Here is a 13,487-nt window from a genome sequence, read left to right as displayed (position 1 = left end):
ACGAAATGGACAATCCACGGCATTGCATCGCCGTGGCTTTTATTGTTTGGAGGTTTAATTTAGCCTAGGGGTAAATTTACCTCAAGGGAAATTTAGCCATGCGCACATTTAGCAGAGAGCTAAACACTGGCATGCTTCGCCTTATGGACATCTATGAAATCCGCAAGCAGAACCTGGTCAAGCTGATCGCCGACCAGAAAAAGGGCGCCTGCGCCGAGCGCTGGGGCATGGCGCCTGCGCACCTGAGCCAGATTCTCTCCAACAGGACCGCCAAGAACCTGGGCGACGACGTGGCGCGGCGGATCGAGGGTATCGAAGGCTTGCCACGCGGCTGGTTCGACGCGCTGGCGCCCGGCGATCACCCGCAGGCCTCGGGCGGGCCTGCCGACGGCGCGCTGTGCGCCGCCGACCTGGTCAAGCAGATGCTGGCAAAAAGTGGCAAAGGCATCCCCGAAGAAACCCGCCAGAGGCTGCTGGCCGCGGCTGCCGAGCCCGCGGAAACCGTATTGCTGCAGGCCGACCACGGCCGGCCCGGCCTGGTGGGCGATGAGGTATGGATTGCCCACTATGATGTGCGCGCAGCCATGGGCGGCGGCCAGATCCCCCATGACTACCCGGAAATGTTCAAGGATGTGCGGGTCAGCCCCAGCCACCTGCGTGAACTGGGTGTGGAGTTCAGCGAGCACCACCACCTGAAGATGGTCACTGGCTGGGGCCAATCGATGGAGCCCACCATCAGGCACCGTGACCCACTGATCGTCGATGTGAGCATTCGCGAGTTCGTGGGCGACGGGATCTACTTTTTCGCGTGGGGTGACCATATCTACATCAAGCGCCTGCAGATTGCCGATGACGATCATTTCGAGATGATTTCCGACAACTCACGGCACAAGGACCGCCTGATTCGCCGCGAAGAAACCTATATCCAGGCCAGGGTCCTGCTGGTGTGGAATGCCCACCTCGTGTAAGGCGCCACCTGCCCCGGCAGCGGCCTGGCGCCGGTATTTCAGAACGGCGCAGCAGGCATCAGTGACCCACAGCCCTGCTCGGCGCTCACTTCGTCAAACTGCTGGCCGGCGTGGCGCTGCCAGCGCACCAGCACGCTGCCATCAGGGTTGAAGGTCAGGTCCAACTCGGGTGTTTCCAGCAGCAGCCCCATCACCTCTTCCCATTCCGCGTCGCCATCGCTGTGCAGGCGATGCACCAGCACCCAGCGCTGGGTCTGGGCCACAGGGTGGTTGATCATCGACGATACCCGCAGGCTCAGGCGCTCTACACCCGACATTCCCGGGGGCTGAAGGGTGGTCGACGCTGTTTGCATAGGCATATTGTCATCCTGATATATGTATATTTGTACAGTACCTGGCGAAAGCTTATCGCACAGCCAAATCCAGCGTAAAGGCCTTGCCCTGAAAATTTTCGCCAACAGGTAATTTCACCCACAGCGCAATTTTTAGCTTTAAGCTATTGACATTTAATTTAGCCATTGGCTAACTCTCAACCAGGCAGCATGCAGTCTGCCATTCAAACCTGGCTGTTCATGAGGAGTTACCATGGCCGTAGACATCAGCAACCTCTTGATCGCCACCCCGGTGGCAGTATCCGCAACCAACCCCGTTGCCCTCGAACTTGACGGTGACGAAGCCATTGCCCGCCTCCCAGAGGTGGTCACGCTACTCAGTGACGGCTCGATCCAGTTTTCTGCGCCGACCAAAGGGGCGTCGAGCAAGAGTACCCACCGCACCCGCTGTGAATGGACCGAGACCCGTTCCTGGACGCTGGCCAGTGCCGCGGACCATTGGAGCCGTCAAAGCATGACGTTGACCAAGGTCAACGCAGCGCAGAAGGTGGTCATTGCCCAGATGCACGTGCGCGGCGACGACGGCCCGCCCGTCAAGGTGTTCTGGAAGAAAGGTGATATCACCTTGGGCTTTCGCCAAACCTATGACCAGGCTGACCCGGTGAATTCGACGGTGCTCAAGGGCGTACCGCTGGGCGCGCAGTTCGGCATCAGCCTGCACGTCACGGCACAGGGCCTGGTCACGGTCACCGCAAGCTGCAAGGGAGCAACCGGTACTTCAGGTGGTTTGCAACTCGACGGCAGTTGGGCTTCGCGCCTGTTCGAATTCCACGGCGGCGTTTACAACCAGATCGACTACAACGACCAAACGCCGGTCGACGATGGCTCGATCTGCATTATCAGCGACCTGACGTTGATACATGGCTGAGGCGACAACGCCCTTTGCGTGCCGGCCCTCCTGTTCACGGGTCGGTACCGGACCTGATCAGAACCGAGCGCTCAGTTTGCCCCCGCCCCTATCACCGTTCGGCGCACTTCATGAACAGCACATGAAGGGTACACAATGGGTACGGGATTAAATTTCGTTCACGTTGCGCCCTTTAGATATAAGGCATTCGACAGCCGTTCAGCCATACTCCAGAATGCAGCGGTTTTTGGGGGAAAACCCTTGCACAGCCAACGACATACCAACCTTTAGTGAGCCTCAACGTGAAAACATCCCTGTCCATTCTCAGCCTGCTGCTGTTGCTCACAGGTACCGCGGCGCTGCCGTCGACCGCTGCTGCACAACCCCCGGCCAAGGTGCAACGCGACCCCTCCAAACTGCACCTGGCGTCGGGCAGCGCGCTGCTGATCGACCTCAATACCAACCAGGAGCTGTACTCGAACCACGCCGACCGCGTGGTACCGATCGCTTCGGTGACCAAACTGATGACCGCGATGGTGGTGCTGGACGCCAAGCTGCCCATGGATGAGATGCTCACCATGACCATCGCCAACAACCCGGAGATGAAGGGCGTGTATTCACGGGTACGCCCCGGCAGCCAGCTCAATCGCCGCGAGACCCTGCTGATTACCTTGATGTCTTCGGAAAACCGTGCAGCCAATAGCTTGGCCAATGCCTACCCCGGTGGCTACCCGGCATTCATCAAGGCGATGAACGCCAAAGCCCGCAGCCTGGGCATGGCCCATACCCGCTACGTAGAACCTACCGGGCTTTCGACGCAGAACGTGTCGACTGCGCGCGACCTGTCCAAGCTGCTGATGGCCTCGCGCAAGTACCCGATGCTGAGCGAGCTGTCGACCACCCGCGAGAAGACCGTGGCCTTCCGCAAGCCCAATTACACCCTGGGCTTCCGTAACACCGACCACCTGGTGAACAAGAGCAACTGGGACATCAAGCTGACCAAGACCGGTTTTACCAACGAAGCCGGGCACTGCCTGGTGCTGTTGACCCGAATGGATAACCGCCCTGTGGCGATGGTCATCCTGGATGCCTTCGGCAAGTACACCCATTTCGCCGATGCCAGCCGCCTGCGCCAATGGCTGGAAACCGGTGCAGCCAAGCCAGCGCCGGCGGTGGCCATGCAGTACAAGGCAGATCGCCAGGGCAAAGGGCGCGTAGCGGCCGAGTAAGCTGGCCCGAACTCACAGGCCACGGCGCCGTCAGGCCGTGGCGCTGACCATTGAGCCGGAGCTGCTGCCACCCTCTTGCTGCAGCAGCGCCAGCAATTGCGCGGTAGCGGCCATGATCTGACCGTTGAGGGTGGCGATGCTTGCCTGTTTGGCACCGACCGCAGCCGCCTTGGGTGTCTCATCCATCTTGCTGTTCTGCAACGCGGCAAGCTGCTTCTGCTGCTCGGCCAATTGCTTCTGCAAGTCCTTGATCAACTGTTGCAGGGCGCTTACCGCCTCCGACCCACCAGTGCCCGCTGTATCCGTTGCCTGTGCCTGGCTACCCGCGGATACCCTCAGGCTGTCGCTGCTGATTTGCAGTGGGCCCACCGCTTCGCCGGCCTGCTTGGCCTGGTCGCGTTCAGCGGCGGCATTGGCGCTGCGCGCCTGCGCCGATACGCCATTGATCATGAGGTTGCCAGCTGTGATGACGGCCATGTCGGTCCCTTTCTGAAAGATCGGTCTTTGCGCTAACCATCCTATCGGCCACTTCGCGTCGCGCTTTAGCCAATTAAATTCCCTGCCGGCTGTTTCGTTACACCTCATCATGAGCCCCCCCTTGGCCGACCTGCCGCCCCCTGCGCAGGTTGGCTTCATCGCTTGAAACATTTGCTTTCATTTTAATCGGCAGGATTTCGATTCTCATTCGTCCTTATCAGTACAGCCCTCTTTGGTTGGGCGCACGCTCGACCACCCATTGCAGAAGACCGTCTGATGGCCAAACCCTTGAAAAAATCCAAATCCAGGCTGTGGTTCCTGGTGCACAGCTGGCTCGCCTTGCCGATCTGGTTCTTTGTATTGATCGTCTGCTTCACGGGCATGCTCGCGGTGGTCAGCCAGGAAATCGTCTGGCTGGCCAACCCGGATGTACGTGCCAGCAAGCCGGACACCGACGCCGAACGCCTCAGCTTCCAGCAGGTGCTGAACGCCCTGCACAAAGCAGAGCCGGATATGGTCGTGCAGTCCATCATCCAGCCCGACGGCTCACACTTCGCCCTCACGGCCAATGTGACCTTCCCGGACGGCACCACCCCGACCCTTTACGTCAATCCCTACACCGGTGCGATTCAGGGCAAATCCCCTGACTTCAACTTCGAAGCCTTCACCCGCGCCCTGCACGGCTGGTGGCTGGTGCCCTTCACCAACGGGTTCAGCTGGGGCTGGTACCTGGTGTCGATCCTCGGTCTGCCCATGCTCGCTTCACTGGTAACCGGGCTGGTGGTGTACAAGAAGTTCTGGAAAGGCTTCTTCAAACCGGTACGTACAGGCCACGGTTCGCGCATCTTCTGGGGCGACCTGCACCGCCTGGCCGGTGTCTGGTCGATCTGGTTCATCGCGGTCATTTCCATCACCGGTACCTGGTTCCTGATCCAGGCAATTCTGTTCGACAACCACATCAGCATTTCCAGCGAGCCGATCGTGCCGGTCATCGCTCGCGACGAAGTGCCCCAGACCGCCGATGGCAGCCCAGCCCCACGGATCGACCTCGATGAAGCGGCACGCATCGCTGGCCTGGCGATTCCAGGGCTGGAAATCAACTTCATTGCGTTGCCTGCCACCGCTTACAGCCATATTTCCATGGGCGGGCGGGGTTGGTATCCGCTGATGTTCCAAAGCGCCGAGGTCAACCCCTACACGCGCAAGGTGGACAGCCAGTTCCTGCTGGGCGACCGCTCCGCCCTGGAGTTCGTCACCGAGTCCATGCGCCCCCTGCACACCGGTGACTTCGGCGGCCTGCCGATCAAGCTGATCTGGTTCTTCTTCGGCCTGGTGCTCACCCTGATGGTGTTCAGCGGCTTGCTGATCTGGACAAAACGTACCGCACAAGCCACCGCTGCCGCGCTGAAGCGCAGCGAACGCGCCCCCCGCACTGTGCCCACCCGGACCTCGCTGGAGATGCAACGATGAGCCCCACCCAGGCCGTGCCCGTCAGCCCGCTTAAACAGTGGTGGTTGAAGTGGCGCTTCCACTTGAACATCCTGCTGATCCTGATCCCCCTGGGTTTCATGCCCAAGTATTTCAGCGACGCCAAGCTGTTCCGCGGCGAGGCAGGGCTGGGGGCGAATGTGATCACCGGCATCCAGGCCGGCCCCTACACCCTTGACCTGGCGGAACTGCGTGACGAAGCGCCCCGCAGAGACGGCCCGGCAGGCGACTTCAAGGTATTCAGGGCAGCGCTGTGCAAGTCGTGCGTCAACGACGTGAAGGCCGTTTACCTGCGCATCGGCAAACCGCGCAGCCTGCGGGCGGCGGGCACGATTTTCTTCGGCGCGCCCTACGCCATGGCCACCAACCTGCCGGTCCCTCCGCGCACCAAACCCGACGCCCAGATCTGGATCACCGTGGAAGGCTGGGACGGCAGCATGCACCAGGCGTCTGTCCCGCTGGCCAAGGCATCGCCAGCCACCGTGGCCTGGCTCGAGAACAAAGGAGGCAAGAAATGAAATACCTGCTGCGCACCCTCGCCCTGCCCTTGCTGGCACTGGCCGCAAGCCCGGCATTGGCCCACAACCCCATGTGCGAATGCGAAGAACTGGCCAGCGGCCAAGTCAAGTGCACCGGTGGTTTCTCGGACGGCAGTGGCGCCCCCGGGGTAACCCTGGATGTGATCGGCTATGACGAGCAAGTGCTGGTCGGCGGCAAGCTTGGCGACGATTCGACCCTGACCTTCAAGCGCCCGGACGGCGAATTCTACGTACTGTTCGACGCCGGCCCCGGGCACGTGGTGGAAGTCGACTACGCCGACATCGCCCAGCCATGAGCCGCGCTCACGTGATTCGCCCGGCCGGGGCCGGGCACGAAACCCTGTACGTGCTGTTGGCCAGCTTGCTGATAGTGGCGTTGGCAGCTGGCGTGGTGTCGCTGCGCGGCGAGCGCGAGGACGAACAGGCCATCGCCAGCCACCAGATCGACGCCCGCCGCGACCTCACTGCGGCCGAGCAAGGCCTCTACACCGACCTGCGGGTGGCATTCGACGAGATCCAGTTGCTGCGTGAAGAAAACGCCGCTGCACCTGGGGTACAGGCCCTGGCCGATGAAGGCCTGCCACCATTCGTGGTCGACGCCGGCAGCCAGAGCCGGGGCAGTCACCAGTGGACCTGGCTGGTGCCCGGCGCCTACCTGGGCCGCAGCCAGGCACCCGAAATTGCCGGCAGCCTGCTGCTGATCCTGCCACCCGACAGCACCGGCCAGGCCGATATCTGGTTGCGCCGCGACAGCGCCGCAATCATCCCGGATGACCTCGGCCAGGCGGCACTGATCGCCGCTGGCTGGCAACAGGTGGTCAGCCACTACGACGCCGGGGTTACCCGCGAACACCGCCACTGAACCGAAGGACTCGCCCATGTTTCGCTCCACCCTCGCCCTGCTCCTGGCCCTGGCCCTGCCGGCAATGGCTCTGGCCGATAATGGCAAGCCGCTGCGTATCGGCATCACCTTGCACCCCTACTACAGCTACGTGAGCAACATCGTTGGCGACAAGGCCGAGGTGGTGCCGCTGATTCCGGCGGGCTTCAACCCGCACGCCTACGAGCCCCGGGCCGAAGACATCAAGCGCATCGGCACCCTGGACGTGGTGGTGCTCAATGGCGTTGGCCATGACGACTTTGCCGACCGCATGATCGCTGCCAGTGAAAAACCTGATATCGCCACGATCGAGGCCAACCAGAACGTACCGCTGCTGGCAGCTACCGGCATTGCCGCACGCGGTGCCGGCAAGGTGGTCAACCCGCACACTTTCCTGTCGATCAGCACGACCATTGCCCAGGTCAACAACATTGCCCGCGAGCTGGGCCGGCTCGACCCGGACAATGCCCGGTTCTACACGCAGAACGCCCGGGCCTACGCCAAACGCCTGCGTGGCTTGCGTGCCCAGGCACTGGCCAAGGTCACCGAGGCCCCCACCGCTACCTTCCGCGTGGCCACCATCCACGCTGCCTACGACTACCTGGTCCGCGACTTCGGCCTGGAAGTGACCGCCGTGGTCGAACCCGCCCATGGTATCGAGCCGAGCCCGGCGCAGCTGAAGAAGACCATCGACCAGCTCAAGGCACTGGACGTGAGGGTGATCTTCTCGGAAATGGACTTCCCCTCAGCCTATGTCGAAACCATCCAGCGTGAGTCTGGTGTGCGCCTTTACCCCCTTACCCACATTTCCTATGGCGAATACACCAAGGACAAGTACGAAGTGGAAATGAAGCGCAACCTCGACACCGTGGTCCGCGCCATTCAGGAGAACCGCGCATGACCGCCGCTGCCAACCTGGCAACGGCCTGCGGGCCGCGCATCACCTTTGCCGATATCGACCTGACCCTGGGCCGCACCCGTATCCTCGAACAGGTCAGCTTCACCGTCGCCCCGGGCAGCGTGCACGCCATCGTCGGCCCCAACGGCGGCGGCAAGAGTTCGCTGATCAAGACCCTGCTCGGGCAAATGCCCCACCATGGTGAACTGACCCTGCACTGGCCAGGGCAAGGCGAGGTGATCGGCTACGTCCCGCAGGCCCTGGAGTTCGACCGCGGGCTGCCAATGACCGTGGATGATTTCATGGCCGCCATGTGCCAGCGGCGCCCGGCCTTCCTGGGTTTGTCGCGCAGGGTGCAGCCTGCCATCGATGCTGCGTTGGCGCGGGTTGGCATGCTGGAAAAGCGCAAGCGGCGCATGGGGGCCTTGTCGGGCGGTGAGCGCCAGCGGGTGCTGCTGGCCCAGGGGCTCATCCCCGAACCACAGCTGCTGGTGCTGGACGAGCCGATGTCGGCGCTCGATGAAGCCGGCATTCAGGTGTTCGAACAACTGCTGCTGGCCTGGCGCCAGGCGGGGACCACTGTGTTGTGGATCGAACACGACCTGGAAGCGGTGCTGCGCCTGGCCGACCGGGTTACCGGGCTGAGCCGCCAGGTACTGTTCGACGCCCCGCCAGCCCAGGCCCTGACGCCGGAGCGCCTGCTGGGCCTGTTTTCCGTCCACCCGCGTAGCGAGAGCATTGCCTGATGAGTTTCGAAACCTTTCGCCAAACGGTCCAGGACTGGGCCACTGCCGGCTACCTGCCCGAGGCGCTGGCCTATGGCTTCGTGGTCAATGCCTTGCTCGCCGGCCTGATGATTGGCCCGGTGCTGGGTGGCCTGGGCACCCTGGTGGTGGTCAAGCGCTTTGCATTCTTTTCCGAAGCGGTCGGCCATGCCGCACTGACCGGCGTGGCTATCGGCATCCTGCTGGGCGAGCCCTATACCGGGCCTTATGGCAGCCTGTTCGGTTACTGCCTGCTGTTCGGCATCCTGCTGAACTTCCTGCGTAACCGCACCGGGTTGTCACCGGACACACTGATCGGCGTATTCCTCTCGGTGTCGCTGGCGCTGGGCGCCAGCCTGCTACTGATGCTGGCGGGCAAGATCAATGTGCACATCCTCGAGAACGTGCTGTTCGGTTCGGTGCTGACCGTGAGCGGGCAGGACCTGGTGGTACTGGGCATCGTCGCCATGCTGGTGCTGGCCTTGGCGCTGCCGCTGTACAACCGCATCATGCTGGCCAGCTTCAACCCGCAGTTGGCTGCTGTACGCGGGGTGGCGGTGAAAACACTGGACTACCTGTTCGTGGTGCTGGTGACCCTGGTCACCGTGGCTGCAGTGAAGGTGATCGGGGCCATTCTGGTCGGTGCGTTGCTGGTGATCCCGGCTGCCGCCGCGCGCCTGGTCAGCCAGTCACTGAAGGGCTTTTTCTTCCTCTCGGTGCTCATCGCCACCATCAGCACGTTGTTCGGCATCCTGCTACCGATCGTGTTCGACCTGCCGGTGCCGTCGGGTGCCGCGATCATCCTGGTCGCCGGTCTCTGCTTCGCCCTCGCTGCGCTCGCCCGCGCCCTCGTTCCCCGCCTGCAAGGAAACCCGGCATGAACCTGAAACACCTGACCCTGGCACTGGCCCTGGCCAGCCTGCCGTCGCTGTCTTTCGCCACGCAGGTGCTGACCACCTTGCCGATCACCCACAGCCTGGCCAGCGCCCTGCTCGAGGGGACCGGCGTACAACTCAAGCGCGCAGCCCCGGCCAACCTGCCGGCCAGTCGCCAGCCGTCGTACTTCAGCGGCCGTGGTGGCGCCAGCCTGGACAAGGCTGCGCAACAGGCCGATGCGGTGATCGGCGTACGTTCGATCTGGCGCGACGACCCGCTGTACCCGATGGCCCGGCGCAGCAATATCCGCATTGTCGAGATCGATGCCGCACGACCGGTGGACGGCGCATTGCCAGGTATCGCGGTGAGTGGCGACGATGCCTACAACGCCTACCCGTGGCTGAACCCGACCAATCTGGGGCGCATGGCCGACGTCGTGGCCAACGACCTGGAACGCCTTGCGCCGAGCGAAAAAACGAAAATCCAGGGCAACCTGGCCGCGCTCAAGCGCCAGCTGTTGGAACTTGCCGCCAGCAGCCAGACGCAGTTGGCCAAGGTCGACAACCTCACAGTGGTCAGCCTGTCGCCGCGGTTGGGTTACCTGGCCAGCGGCCTGAACCTGGATGTGGTGCAGCAGCCGCTGCCAACGGCGTGGGATGCTGCCGCGCTGAAGGCGCTGGAGGCCAACCTGAAGGCACAGGATGTGGCGTTGGTGCTGGACCATCGCCAACCGGAGCCGGCGCTGGCCGCAGCGATCCAGGCGGCCGGCGCGAAGCTGGTGGTGGTGGACAGCGACCCGGATGATGCGTTTGCCGGGTTGAAGGCCAGTGTCGAACAAGTCGTCGGGGCACTTGGCGAAAGCTGATCAACAGTCCGTCGCAAATCCTGGGGCCGCTTTGCGGCCCTTTCGCGCTGCAAGACCGCGCCCGCCTCGGCAGGGGCGACATTGACAGTTCACCTGGGCGCTAGCGCTTCATGCACCGTTGGTAACGCTCGTCCACCCGCCCTGCAAACCACGCCGTGGTCAGCTTGCGGGTAATCTTCGGGCTCTTCAGTTCGATCCCCGGCAGCACCGCTCGCGGGAGCGGCTTGCCAGCGGCCGCGTCGGCCAGGGCAAATACCCCGGCGTACAGCTTGCTGTCCTCGAACGCCAGGCTGTCGCCGTCCTCCAGTTGGCGGCGAATCTGCGGGTTGCGCAGCCCCAGCTTCCCGCCCACTTTGCGCGCCGCCGTTTCGGTCGCGCCCGGCATGATCGACCCCGGTGCGATCAGGTCGCCGTCCAGCGCCAGGCGCACACCCGTGACCTTGCTCAGCGCCGCTTGAAACGCCGCATTGCGGCTGGCGTACCAGCCGGCATTGAAATCGGCGAAGCGGTAGAGCGGGCGTTCGTAGCTGGCTGGGTAACCCAACAAGTGGGCGATACCGAAGTACATGCCACCGCGCCGGGTGAATACCTCCTGGCGAATGCTGCCGTCATGGCTGTAGGGGTACCCCTGCGCATGCTGTTCGGCAAAGTCGATGCTGACCTGCATGGGCCCGCCGGTATGCACCGGGTTCAGCCCGCCAAGCAAGGTCCTGCCCAACGGGAGCCGGGCAATGACCTCGTCGTACAGTTCGCTCAACTGTTTCTCGCTGCGCACTGCCTGTAGCCGCTGCTGGTAGCTTTGGCCGTTGCCAGACGGCGTTTTCAACGCACCATCGATCAGCAGCCTGGGGATGTGCAGGCGCGCGGCGCGGCGGTCGATTTCTTCACGGGCGATACGCCCCAGGTTGGGCACCTGTGGGTCGTCAGTGAAGGTCGACTCCTGCTCGGTGACCGCCAACACGGCACACAGGTTGCTCTTGCTGGGGGGGATGCGCTGGGCCTCGAAGGCCACCTGGATGTCCTTGGCCCAGCCCTCGCGGTCGCGGGCTTGCGTGGGCAGCAACCGCAGCAGTTGGGCGCGAACCTCGGCCGGGTCCGCTGCGGGCACCTCTTCGCGGCGCCCGGCGCAACCTTGCAGCAGTGCAAGGGCCATCATGCCTGCCGCCCATAACCGGCCGTTCAGGGCTGTTCACCGACCAGGTAGGTCTTGCTGATATGGCGGAACAACGGATGCGCTGCACTCCCCATCAGTTCGAACAGCACCATTTCCCGGGTCACGACCTGCGCACCGGCTTCGCGCATGCGCGCCAGGCCCGCCGCCTTGCTGGCCGCCGTGCGGCTGTCACAGGCATCTTCGACCACGAACACCTGCTTGCCCAGCGCCAGCAGGCCGAGCACGGTCTGCAGCACGCAGACATGGGTTTCCATGCCACACACGATCACCTGTTCACGGGCCATCAGGCTGTCGGGCAAGCATTGGGCGGCAACGCAGGAAAAATGGCTTTTCTCCACCACCTGGGCGGCCGGTGCCACCGCCAGCAACTCGGCCAGGGTGTGGCCCAGACCCTTGGGGTACTGTTCGGAAATCACCACCGGCAGCTCCAGCTCGGCGGTCGCCGCCAGCAGCCAGCGGGCCCGCGCCCGGGTGCCTTCGGCGTCGCTCATGGCGCCGATGAGCTTTTCCTGGATGTCGACGACCAGCAGCGTGGCCTTGTGTGGATCGATCAGCATGCTCTGCCCCTTGCCTGGGAAAAGGCCTAGCCTCCCCCAGGCAAGCGGTGACGTCAATCAGGCGGACAGGCGCAACGGTTGCAGCGAGGCAGTGAGGGCGTCGAGCACACGGTCTTCATGCTCGTGGATGAAGAAGTGCCCGCCGGGGAACATCTGCAGCGAAAACTCGCCGTGGGTTTCTTTGCCCCAGGCCCGCAGTTGCTCGTCATTGGCCCGGTCATCAGTGCCGGCCAGCACATGCAGCGGGCAGCTCAGGGCCGGCCGCTGACGGTAGGCGTAGGTGCCGCACAGCAGGAAATCGGCGCGCAGTGTCGGCAAGGTCAGGCTCATCAACTCGGCATTGGCCAGCACTTCCTCGGGCGTACCTTGCAGCTCACGCAGCTCGCTGATCAGCTCGGCGTCGGTTTTTGGCTCGCGCCAGTGCCTGCCATCGTAATCTTCGCGCCGGGTCGGGGCCGCCGTGCCGCAGGCAAACAACGCCAGCGGCGCCGGGCAGCCCAGCGCTTGCAGCTCATGCGCCAGCTCGAAGGCCAGCAAGGCACCCAGGCTGTGGCCCAGCAACGCGTAGGGTGCATTGGCGGCCAGGCGCTGCTCGCTGGCCAGTTGCCGGGCCAGCGCCTGCATGTCGGTGTGCAGCGGCTCGGCCATGCGGGCGCCGCGCCCGGGCAGTTCCACCGGGCGCACCTGCACCCACGACGGCAGCTTGCGCCGCCAGCGGCTGTAGACCATGGCGCTGGCCCCCGAGTACGGCAGGCACAGCAGGTTCAGTGCGGTCACTGGGGGGCGGCTTCGGCCATTTTCTGGCGCAGGCTGAGGGGGCGCATGTCGGTCCACACCTCGTCGATATACGCCAGGCATTCCTTTTTCAGGCCGCTTTTGCCCACTGCACGCCAGCCGTTGGGGATGGCTTTGTAGTCGGGCCAGATCGAGTATTGCTCTTCATGGTTGACCACTACCTGGAACTGGATATCTTCGCGGTCGAATACAGAAGTCATTGCCTGCCTCCTTGAATGATGAAAACCGCTGCGCGCACTGGCGCAGGGGGCTTTCAAGTAGACGTAGCAAGGCGGCGGAAAATTAACTTCATCTCATGCATCGCGCAGCAGGTCGTGGGTATCGAGCAGGCGGAACGCAACCTCGGGATTGCGCTCCAGCCCGCGCCGAATCGCCGCCGGGATCGCCTGCCGGGTCTTGCGGCATAGTCCGGGCTGGTTATCCAGTTCGATGACGATGCCGCGCATGGTCCGCACTTCATTGAAGCCCGGGGCGATGTGCACGCGAATGCCGAGATTGTCGAACAGGCGTTGTTGCAGCCGCTGCAGGTCTTCAAGGTCCTTCAGGTTTTCCAGGCGGTCGAGCAGGCGCTTTTCTTCCTGGCGGGTCAGCAGGAGTATGCGCTGGGCGGTCTGCGGGTGGTCGGCCAGTTGTTCGCGGCCACAAATGCAGGCGCCAGGGGGGCAAGGCTGGCGCAACGGTGGAGAGCTGGTCATGGGCCAAGCATAGCCAGTTTTTGCGGGTGCTTGTAGAAGCGGT

Annotated in this window: 18 protein-coding genes; 11 read left to right on the top strand and 7 right to left on the bottom strand. The window is 63.4% G+C overall.

Annotated elements, in window-relative coordinates:
- Positions 1-143: 143 nt before the first annotated feature.
- On the top strand, positions 144-968 hold the full coding sequence (locus B3361_RS04775; protein ID WP_054905059.1) for a S24 family peptidase: 825 nt from the start codon (positions 144-146) through the stop codon (positions 966-968).
- Between the two features lie 38 nt (positions 969-1,006).
- On the opposite strand, the gene B3361_RS04770 is transcribed toward B3361_RS04775, so the two are convergent.
- The gene (locus B3361_RS04770) at positions 1,007-1,327 is read right to left on the bottom strand and encodes a DUF1654 domain-containing protein (RefSeq protein WP_054905058.1); all 321 of its coding nucleotides are present in this window, start codon (positions 1,325-1,327) and stop codon (positions 1,007-1,009) included.
- Between the two features lie 226 nt (positions 1,328-1,553).
- On the opposite strand from B3361_RS04770, the gene B3361_RS04765 reads away from it, so the two are divergent.
- Together B3361_RS04765 and pbpG are read left to right on the top strand one after the other, a co-directional pair.
- Positions 1,554-2,228, top strand: coding sequence for a polysaccharide lyase family 7 protein (locus tag B3361_RS04765; RefSeq protein ID WP_054905057.1), 675 nt, complete (start codon positions 1,554-1,556; stop codon positions 2,226-2,228).
- A 281-nt stretch (positions 2,229-2,509) separates the two neighbouring features.
- A complete protein-coding gene (pbpG, locus tag B3361_RS04760; protein WP_054905056.1) occupies positions 2,510-3,436 on the top strand; it encodes a D-alanyl-D-alanine endopeptidase in 927 nt (308 codons plus the stop codon).
- A gap of 30 nt (positions 3,437-3,466) precedes the next feature.
- On the opposite strand, the gene B3361_RS04755 is transcribed toward pbpG, so the two are convergent.
- Positions 3,467-3,913, bottom strand: coding sequence for a hypothetical protein (locus B3361_RS04755; RefSeq protein ID WP_054905055.1), 447 nt, complete (start codon positions 3,911-3,913; stop codon positions 3,467-3,469).
- Positions 3,914-4,189: 276 nt separating this feature from the next.
- Here B3361_RS04755 and B3361_RS04750 point away from each other — a divergent pair, with 276 nt between their 5' ends.
- The 8 genes from B3361_RS04750 to B3361_RS04715 are packed head-to-tail and all read left to right on the top strand — an operon-like array spanning position 4,190 to position 10,223.
- Entirely contained in the window at positions 4,190-5,383 is a 1,194-nt protein-coding gene (locus tag B3361_RS04750; protein ID WP_054905054.1) for a PepSY-associated TM helix domain-containing protein, read from the top strand.
- Positions 5,380-5,919: a hypothetical protein gene (locus B3361_RS04745; protein ID WP_054905053.1), complete on the top strand. Its 540-nt coding sequence runs from the start codon at positions 5,380-5,382 to the stop codon at positions 5,917-5,919. The genes B3361_RS04750 and B3361_RS04745 overlap by 4 nt, the downstream gene beginning before the upstream one ends.
- Positions 5,916-6,236: a hypothetical protein gene (locus tag B3361_RS04740; RefSeq protein ID WP_009686454.1), complete on the top strand. Its 321-nt coding sequence runs from the start codon at positions 5,916-5,918 to the stop codon at positions 6,234-6,236. The genes B3361_RS04745 and B3361_RS04740 overlap by 4 nt, the downstream gene beginning before the upstream one ends.
- Positions 6,233-6,802 (top strand): DUF6162 family protein, encoded by a 570-nt coding sequence (locus B3361_RS04735; protein WP_054905052.1) that lies wholly within the window; start codon positions 6,233-6,235, stop codon positions 6,800-6,802. Before B3361_RS04740 ends, B3361_RS04735 begins: the two co-directional genes overlap by 4 nt.
- A 16-nt stretch (positions 6,803-6,818) precedes the next feature.
- A complete protein-coding gene (locus B3361_RS04730; RefSeq protein WP_054905051.1) occupies positions 6,819-7,721 on the top strand; it encodes a metal ABC transporter substrate-binding protein in 903 nt (300 codons plus the stop codon).
- Positions 7,718-8,464: a metal ABC transporter ATP-binding protein gene (locus B3361_RS04725; RefSeq protein WP_054905050.1), complete on the top strand. Its 747-nt coding sequence runs from the start codon at positions 7,718-7,720 to the stop codon at positions 8,462-8,464. Before B3361_RS04730 ends, B3361_RS04725 begins: the two co-directional genes overlap by 4 nt.
- Positions 8,464-9,363, top strand: a complete 900-nt coding sequence (locus B3361_RS04720; RefSeq protein WP_054905049.1) for a metal ABC transporter permease — start codon at positions 8,464-8,466, stop codon at positions 9,361-9,363. The genes B3361_RS04725 and B3361_RS04720 overlap by 1 nt, the downstream gene beginning before the upstream one ends.
- Positions 9,360-10,223 carry a metal ABC transporter solute-binding protein, Zn/Mn family gene (locus B3361_RS04715; RefSeq protein ID WP_047149662.1) on the top strand — a complete coding sequence of 288 codons (864 nt, stop codon included), beginning with the start codon at positions 9,360-9,362 and terminating at the stop codon, positions 10,221-10,223. The genes B3361_RS04720 and B3361_RS04715 overlap by 4 nt, the downstream gene beginning before the upstream one ends.
- A 100-nt stretch (positions 10,224-10,323) precedes the next feature.
- Here the strand turns inward: B3361_RS04715 and B3361_RS04710 are convergent, their stop codons facing one another.
- The 5 genes from B3361_RS04710 to B3361_RS04690 all read right to left on the bottom strand — a co-directional run bounded on the left by B3361_RS04710 (position 10,324) and on the right by B3361_RS04690 (position 13,444).
- A complete protein-coding gene (locus tag B3361_RS04710; protein WP_281690734.1) occupies positions 10,324-11,379 on the bottom strand; it encodes a DUF1615 domain-containing protein in 1,056 nt (351 codons plus the stop codon).
- Positions 11,380-11,402: 23 nt separating this feature from the next.
- Entirely contained in the window at positions 11,403-11,954 is a 552-nt protein-coding gene (locus B3361_RS04705; protein ID WP_054905048.1) for a hydrolase, read from the bottom strand.
- Positions 11,955-12,011: 57 nt separating this feature from the next.
- Positions 12,012-12,731, bottom strand: a complete 720-nt coding sequence (locus B3361_RS04700; RefSeq protein ID WP_054905047.1) for a thioesterase II family protein — start codon at positions 12,729-12,731, stop codon at positions 12,012-12,014.
- Positions 12,728-12,949 (bottom strand): MbtH family protein, encoded by a 222-nt coding sequence (locus B3361_RS04695; RefSeq protein WP_009686443.1) that lies wholly within the window; start codon positions 12,947-12,949, stop codon positions 12,728-12,730. The genes B3361_RS04700 and B3361_RS04695 overlap by 4 nt, the downstream gene beginning before the upstream one ends.
- 93 nt (positions 12,950-13,042) lie before the next feature.
- Positions 13,043-13,444 (bottom strand): hypothetical protein, encoded by a 402-nt coding sequence (locus tag B3361_RS04690; protein WP_054905046.1) that lies wholly within the window; start codon positions 13,442-13,444, stop codon positions 13,043-13,045.
- Positions 13,445-13,487 lie beyond the last annotated feature (43 nt).

Source organism: Pseudomonas sp. UBA6699 (genome assembly GCF_002454615.1).
GTDB lineage: Bacteria > Pseudomonadota > Gammaproteobacteria > Pseudomonadales > Pseudomonadaceae > Aquipseudomonas > Aquipseudomonas juntendi.
Note: the sequence above shows the minus strand (reverse complement) of the source record. Positions and strands in the feature narration are given on the sequence as shown.

Excerpts from the sequence above, each read along its gene's own strand:
- B3361_RS04775 (WP_054905059.1), top strand. The coding sequence starts at position 144 with ATGGACATCTATGAAATCCGCAAGCAGAACCTGGTCAAGCTGATCGCC.
- B3361_RS04770 (WP_054905058.1), bottom strand. The coding sequence starts at position 1,327 with ATGCCTATGCAAACAGCGTCGACCACCCTTCAGCCCCCGGGAATGTCG.
- B3361_RS04765 (WP_054905057.1), top strand. The coding sequence starts at position 1,554 with ATGGCCGTAGACATCAGCAACCTCTTGATCGCCACCCCGGTGGCAGTA.
- B3361_RS04755 (WP_054905055.1), bottom strand. The coding sequence starts at position 3,913 with ATGGCCGTCATCACAGCTGGCAACCTCATGATCAATGGCGTATCGGCG.
- B3361_RS04750 (WP_054905054.1), top strand. The coding sequence starts at position 4,190 with ATGGCCAAACCCTTGAAAAAATCCAAATCCAGGCTGTGGTTCCTGGTG.
- B3361_RS04745 (WP_054905053.1), top strand. The coding sequence starts at position 5,380 with ATGAGCCCCACCCAGGCCGTGCCCGTCAGCCCGCTTAAACAGTGGTGG.
- B3361_RS04740 (WP_009686454.1), top strand. The coding sequence starts at position 5,916 with ATGAAATACCTGCTGCGCACCCTCGCCCTGCCCTTGCTGGCACTGGCC.
- B3361_RS04735 (WP_054905052.1), top strand. The coding sequence starts at position 6,233 with ATGAGCCGCGCTCACGTGATTCGCCCGGCCGGGGCCGGGCACGAAACC.
- B3361_RS04730 (WP_054905051.1), top strand. The coding sequence starts at position 6,819 with ATGTTTCGCTCCACCCTCGCCCTGCTCCTGGCCCTGGCCCTGCCGGCA.
- B3361_RS04725 (WP_054905050.1), top strand. The coding sequence starts at position 7,718 with ATGACCGCCGCTGCCAACCTGGCAACGGCCTGCGGGCCGCGCATCACC.
- B3361_RS04720 (WP_054905049.1), top strand. The coding sequence starts at position 8,464 with ATGAGTTTCGAAACCTTTCGCCAAACGGTCCAGGACTGGGCCACTGCC.
- B3361_RS04715 (WP_047149662.1), top strand. The coding sequence starts at position 9,360 with ATGAACCTGAAACACCTGACCCTGGCACTGGCCCTGGCCAGCCTGCCG.
- B3361_RS04710 (WP_281690734.1), bottom strand. The coding sequence starts at position 11,379 with ATGATGGCCCTTGCACTGCTGCAAGGTTGCGCCGGGCGCCGCGAAGAG.
- B3361_RS04705 (WP_054905048.1), bottom strand. The coding sequence starts at position 11,954 with ATGCTGATCGATCCACACAAGGCCACGCTGCTGGTCGTCGACATCCAG.
- B3361_RS04695 (WP_009686443.1), bottom strand. The coding sequence starts at position 12,949 with ATGACTTCTGTATTCGACCGCGAAGATATCCAGTTCCAGGTAGTGGTC.
- B3361_RS04690 (WP_054905046.1), bottom strand. The coding sequence starts at position 13,444 with ATGACCAGCTCTCCACCGTTGCGCCAGCCTTGCCCCCCTGGCGCCTGC.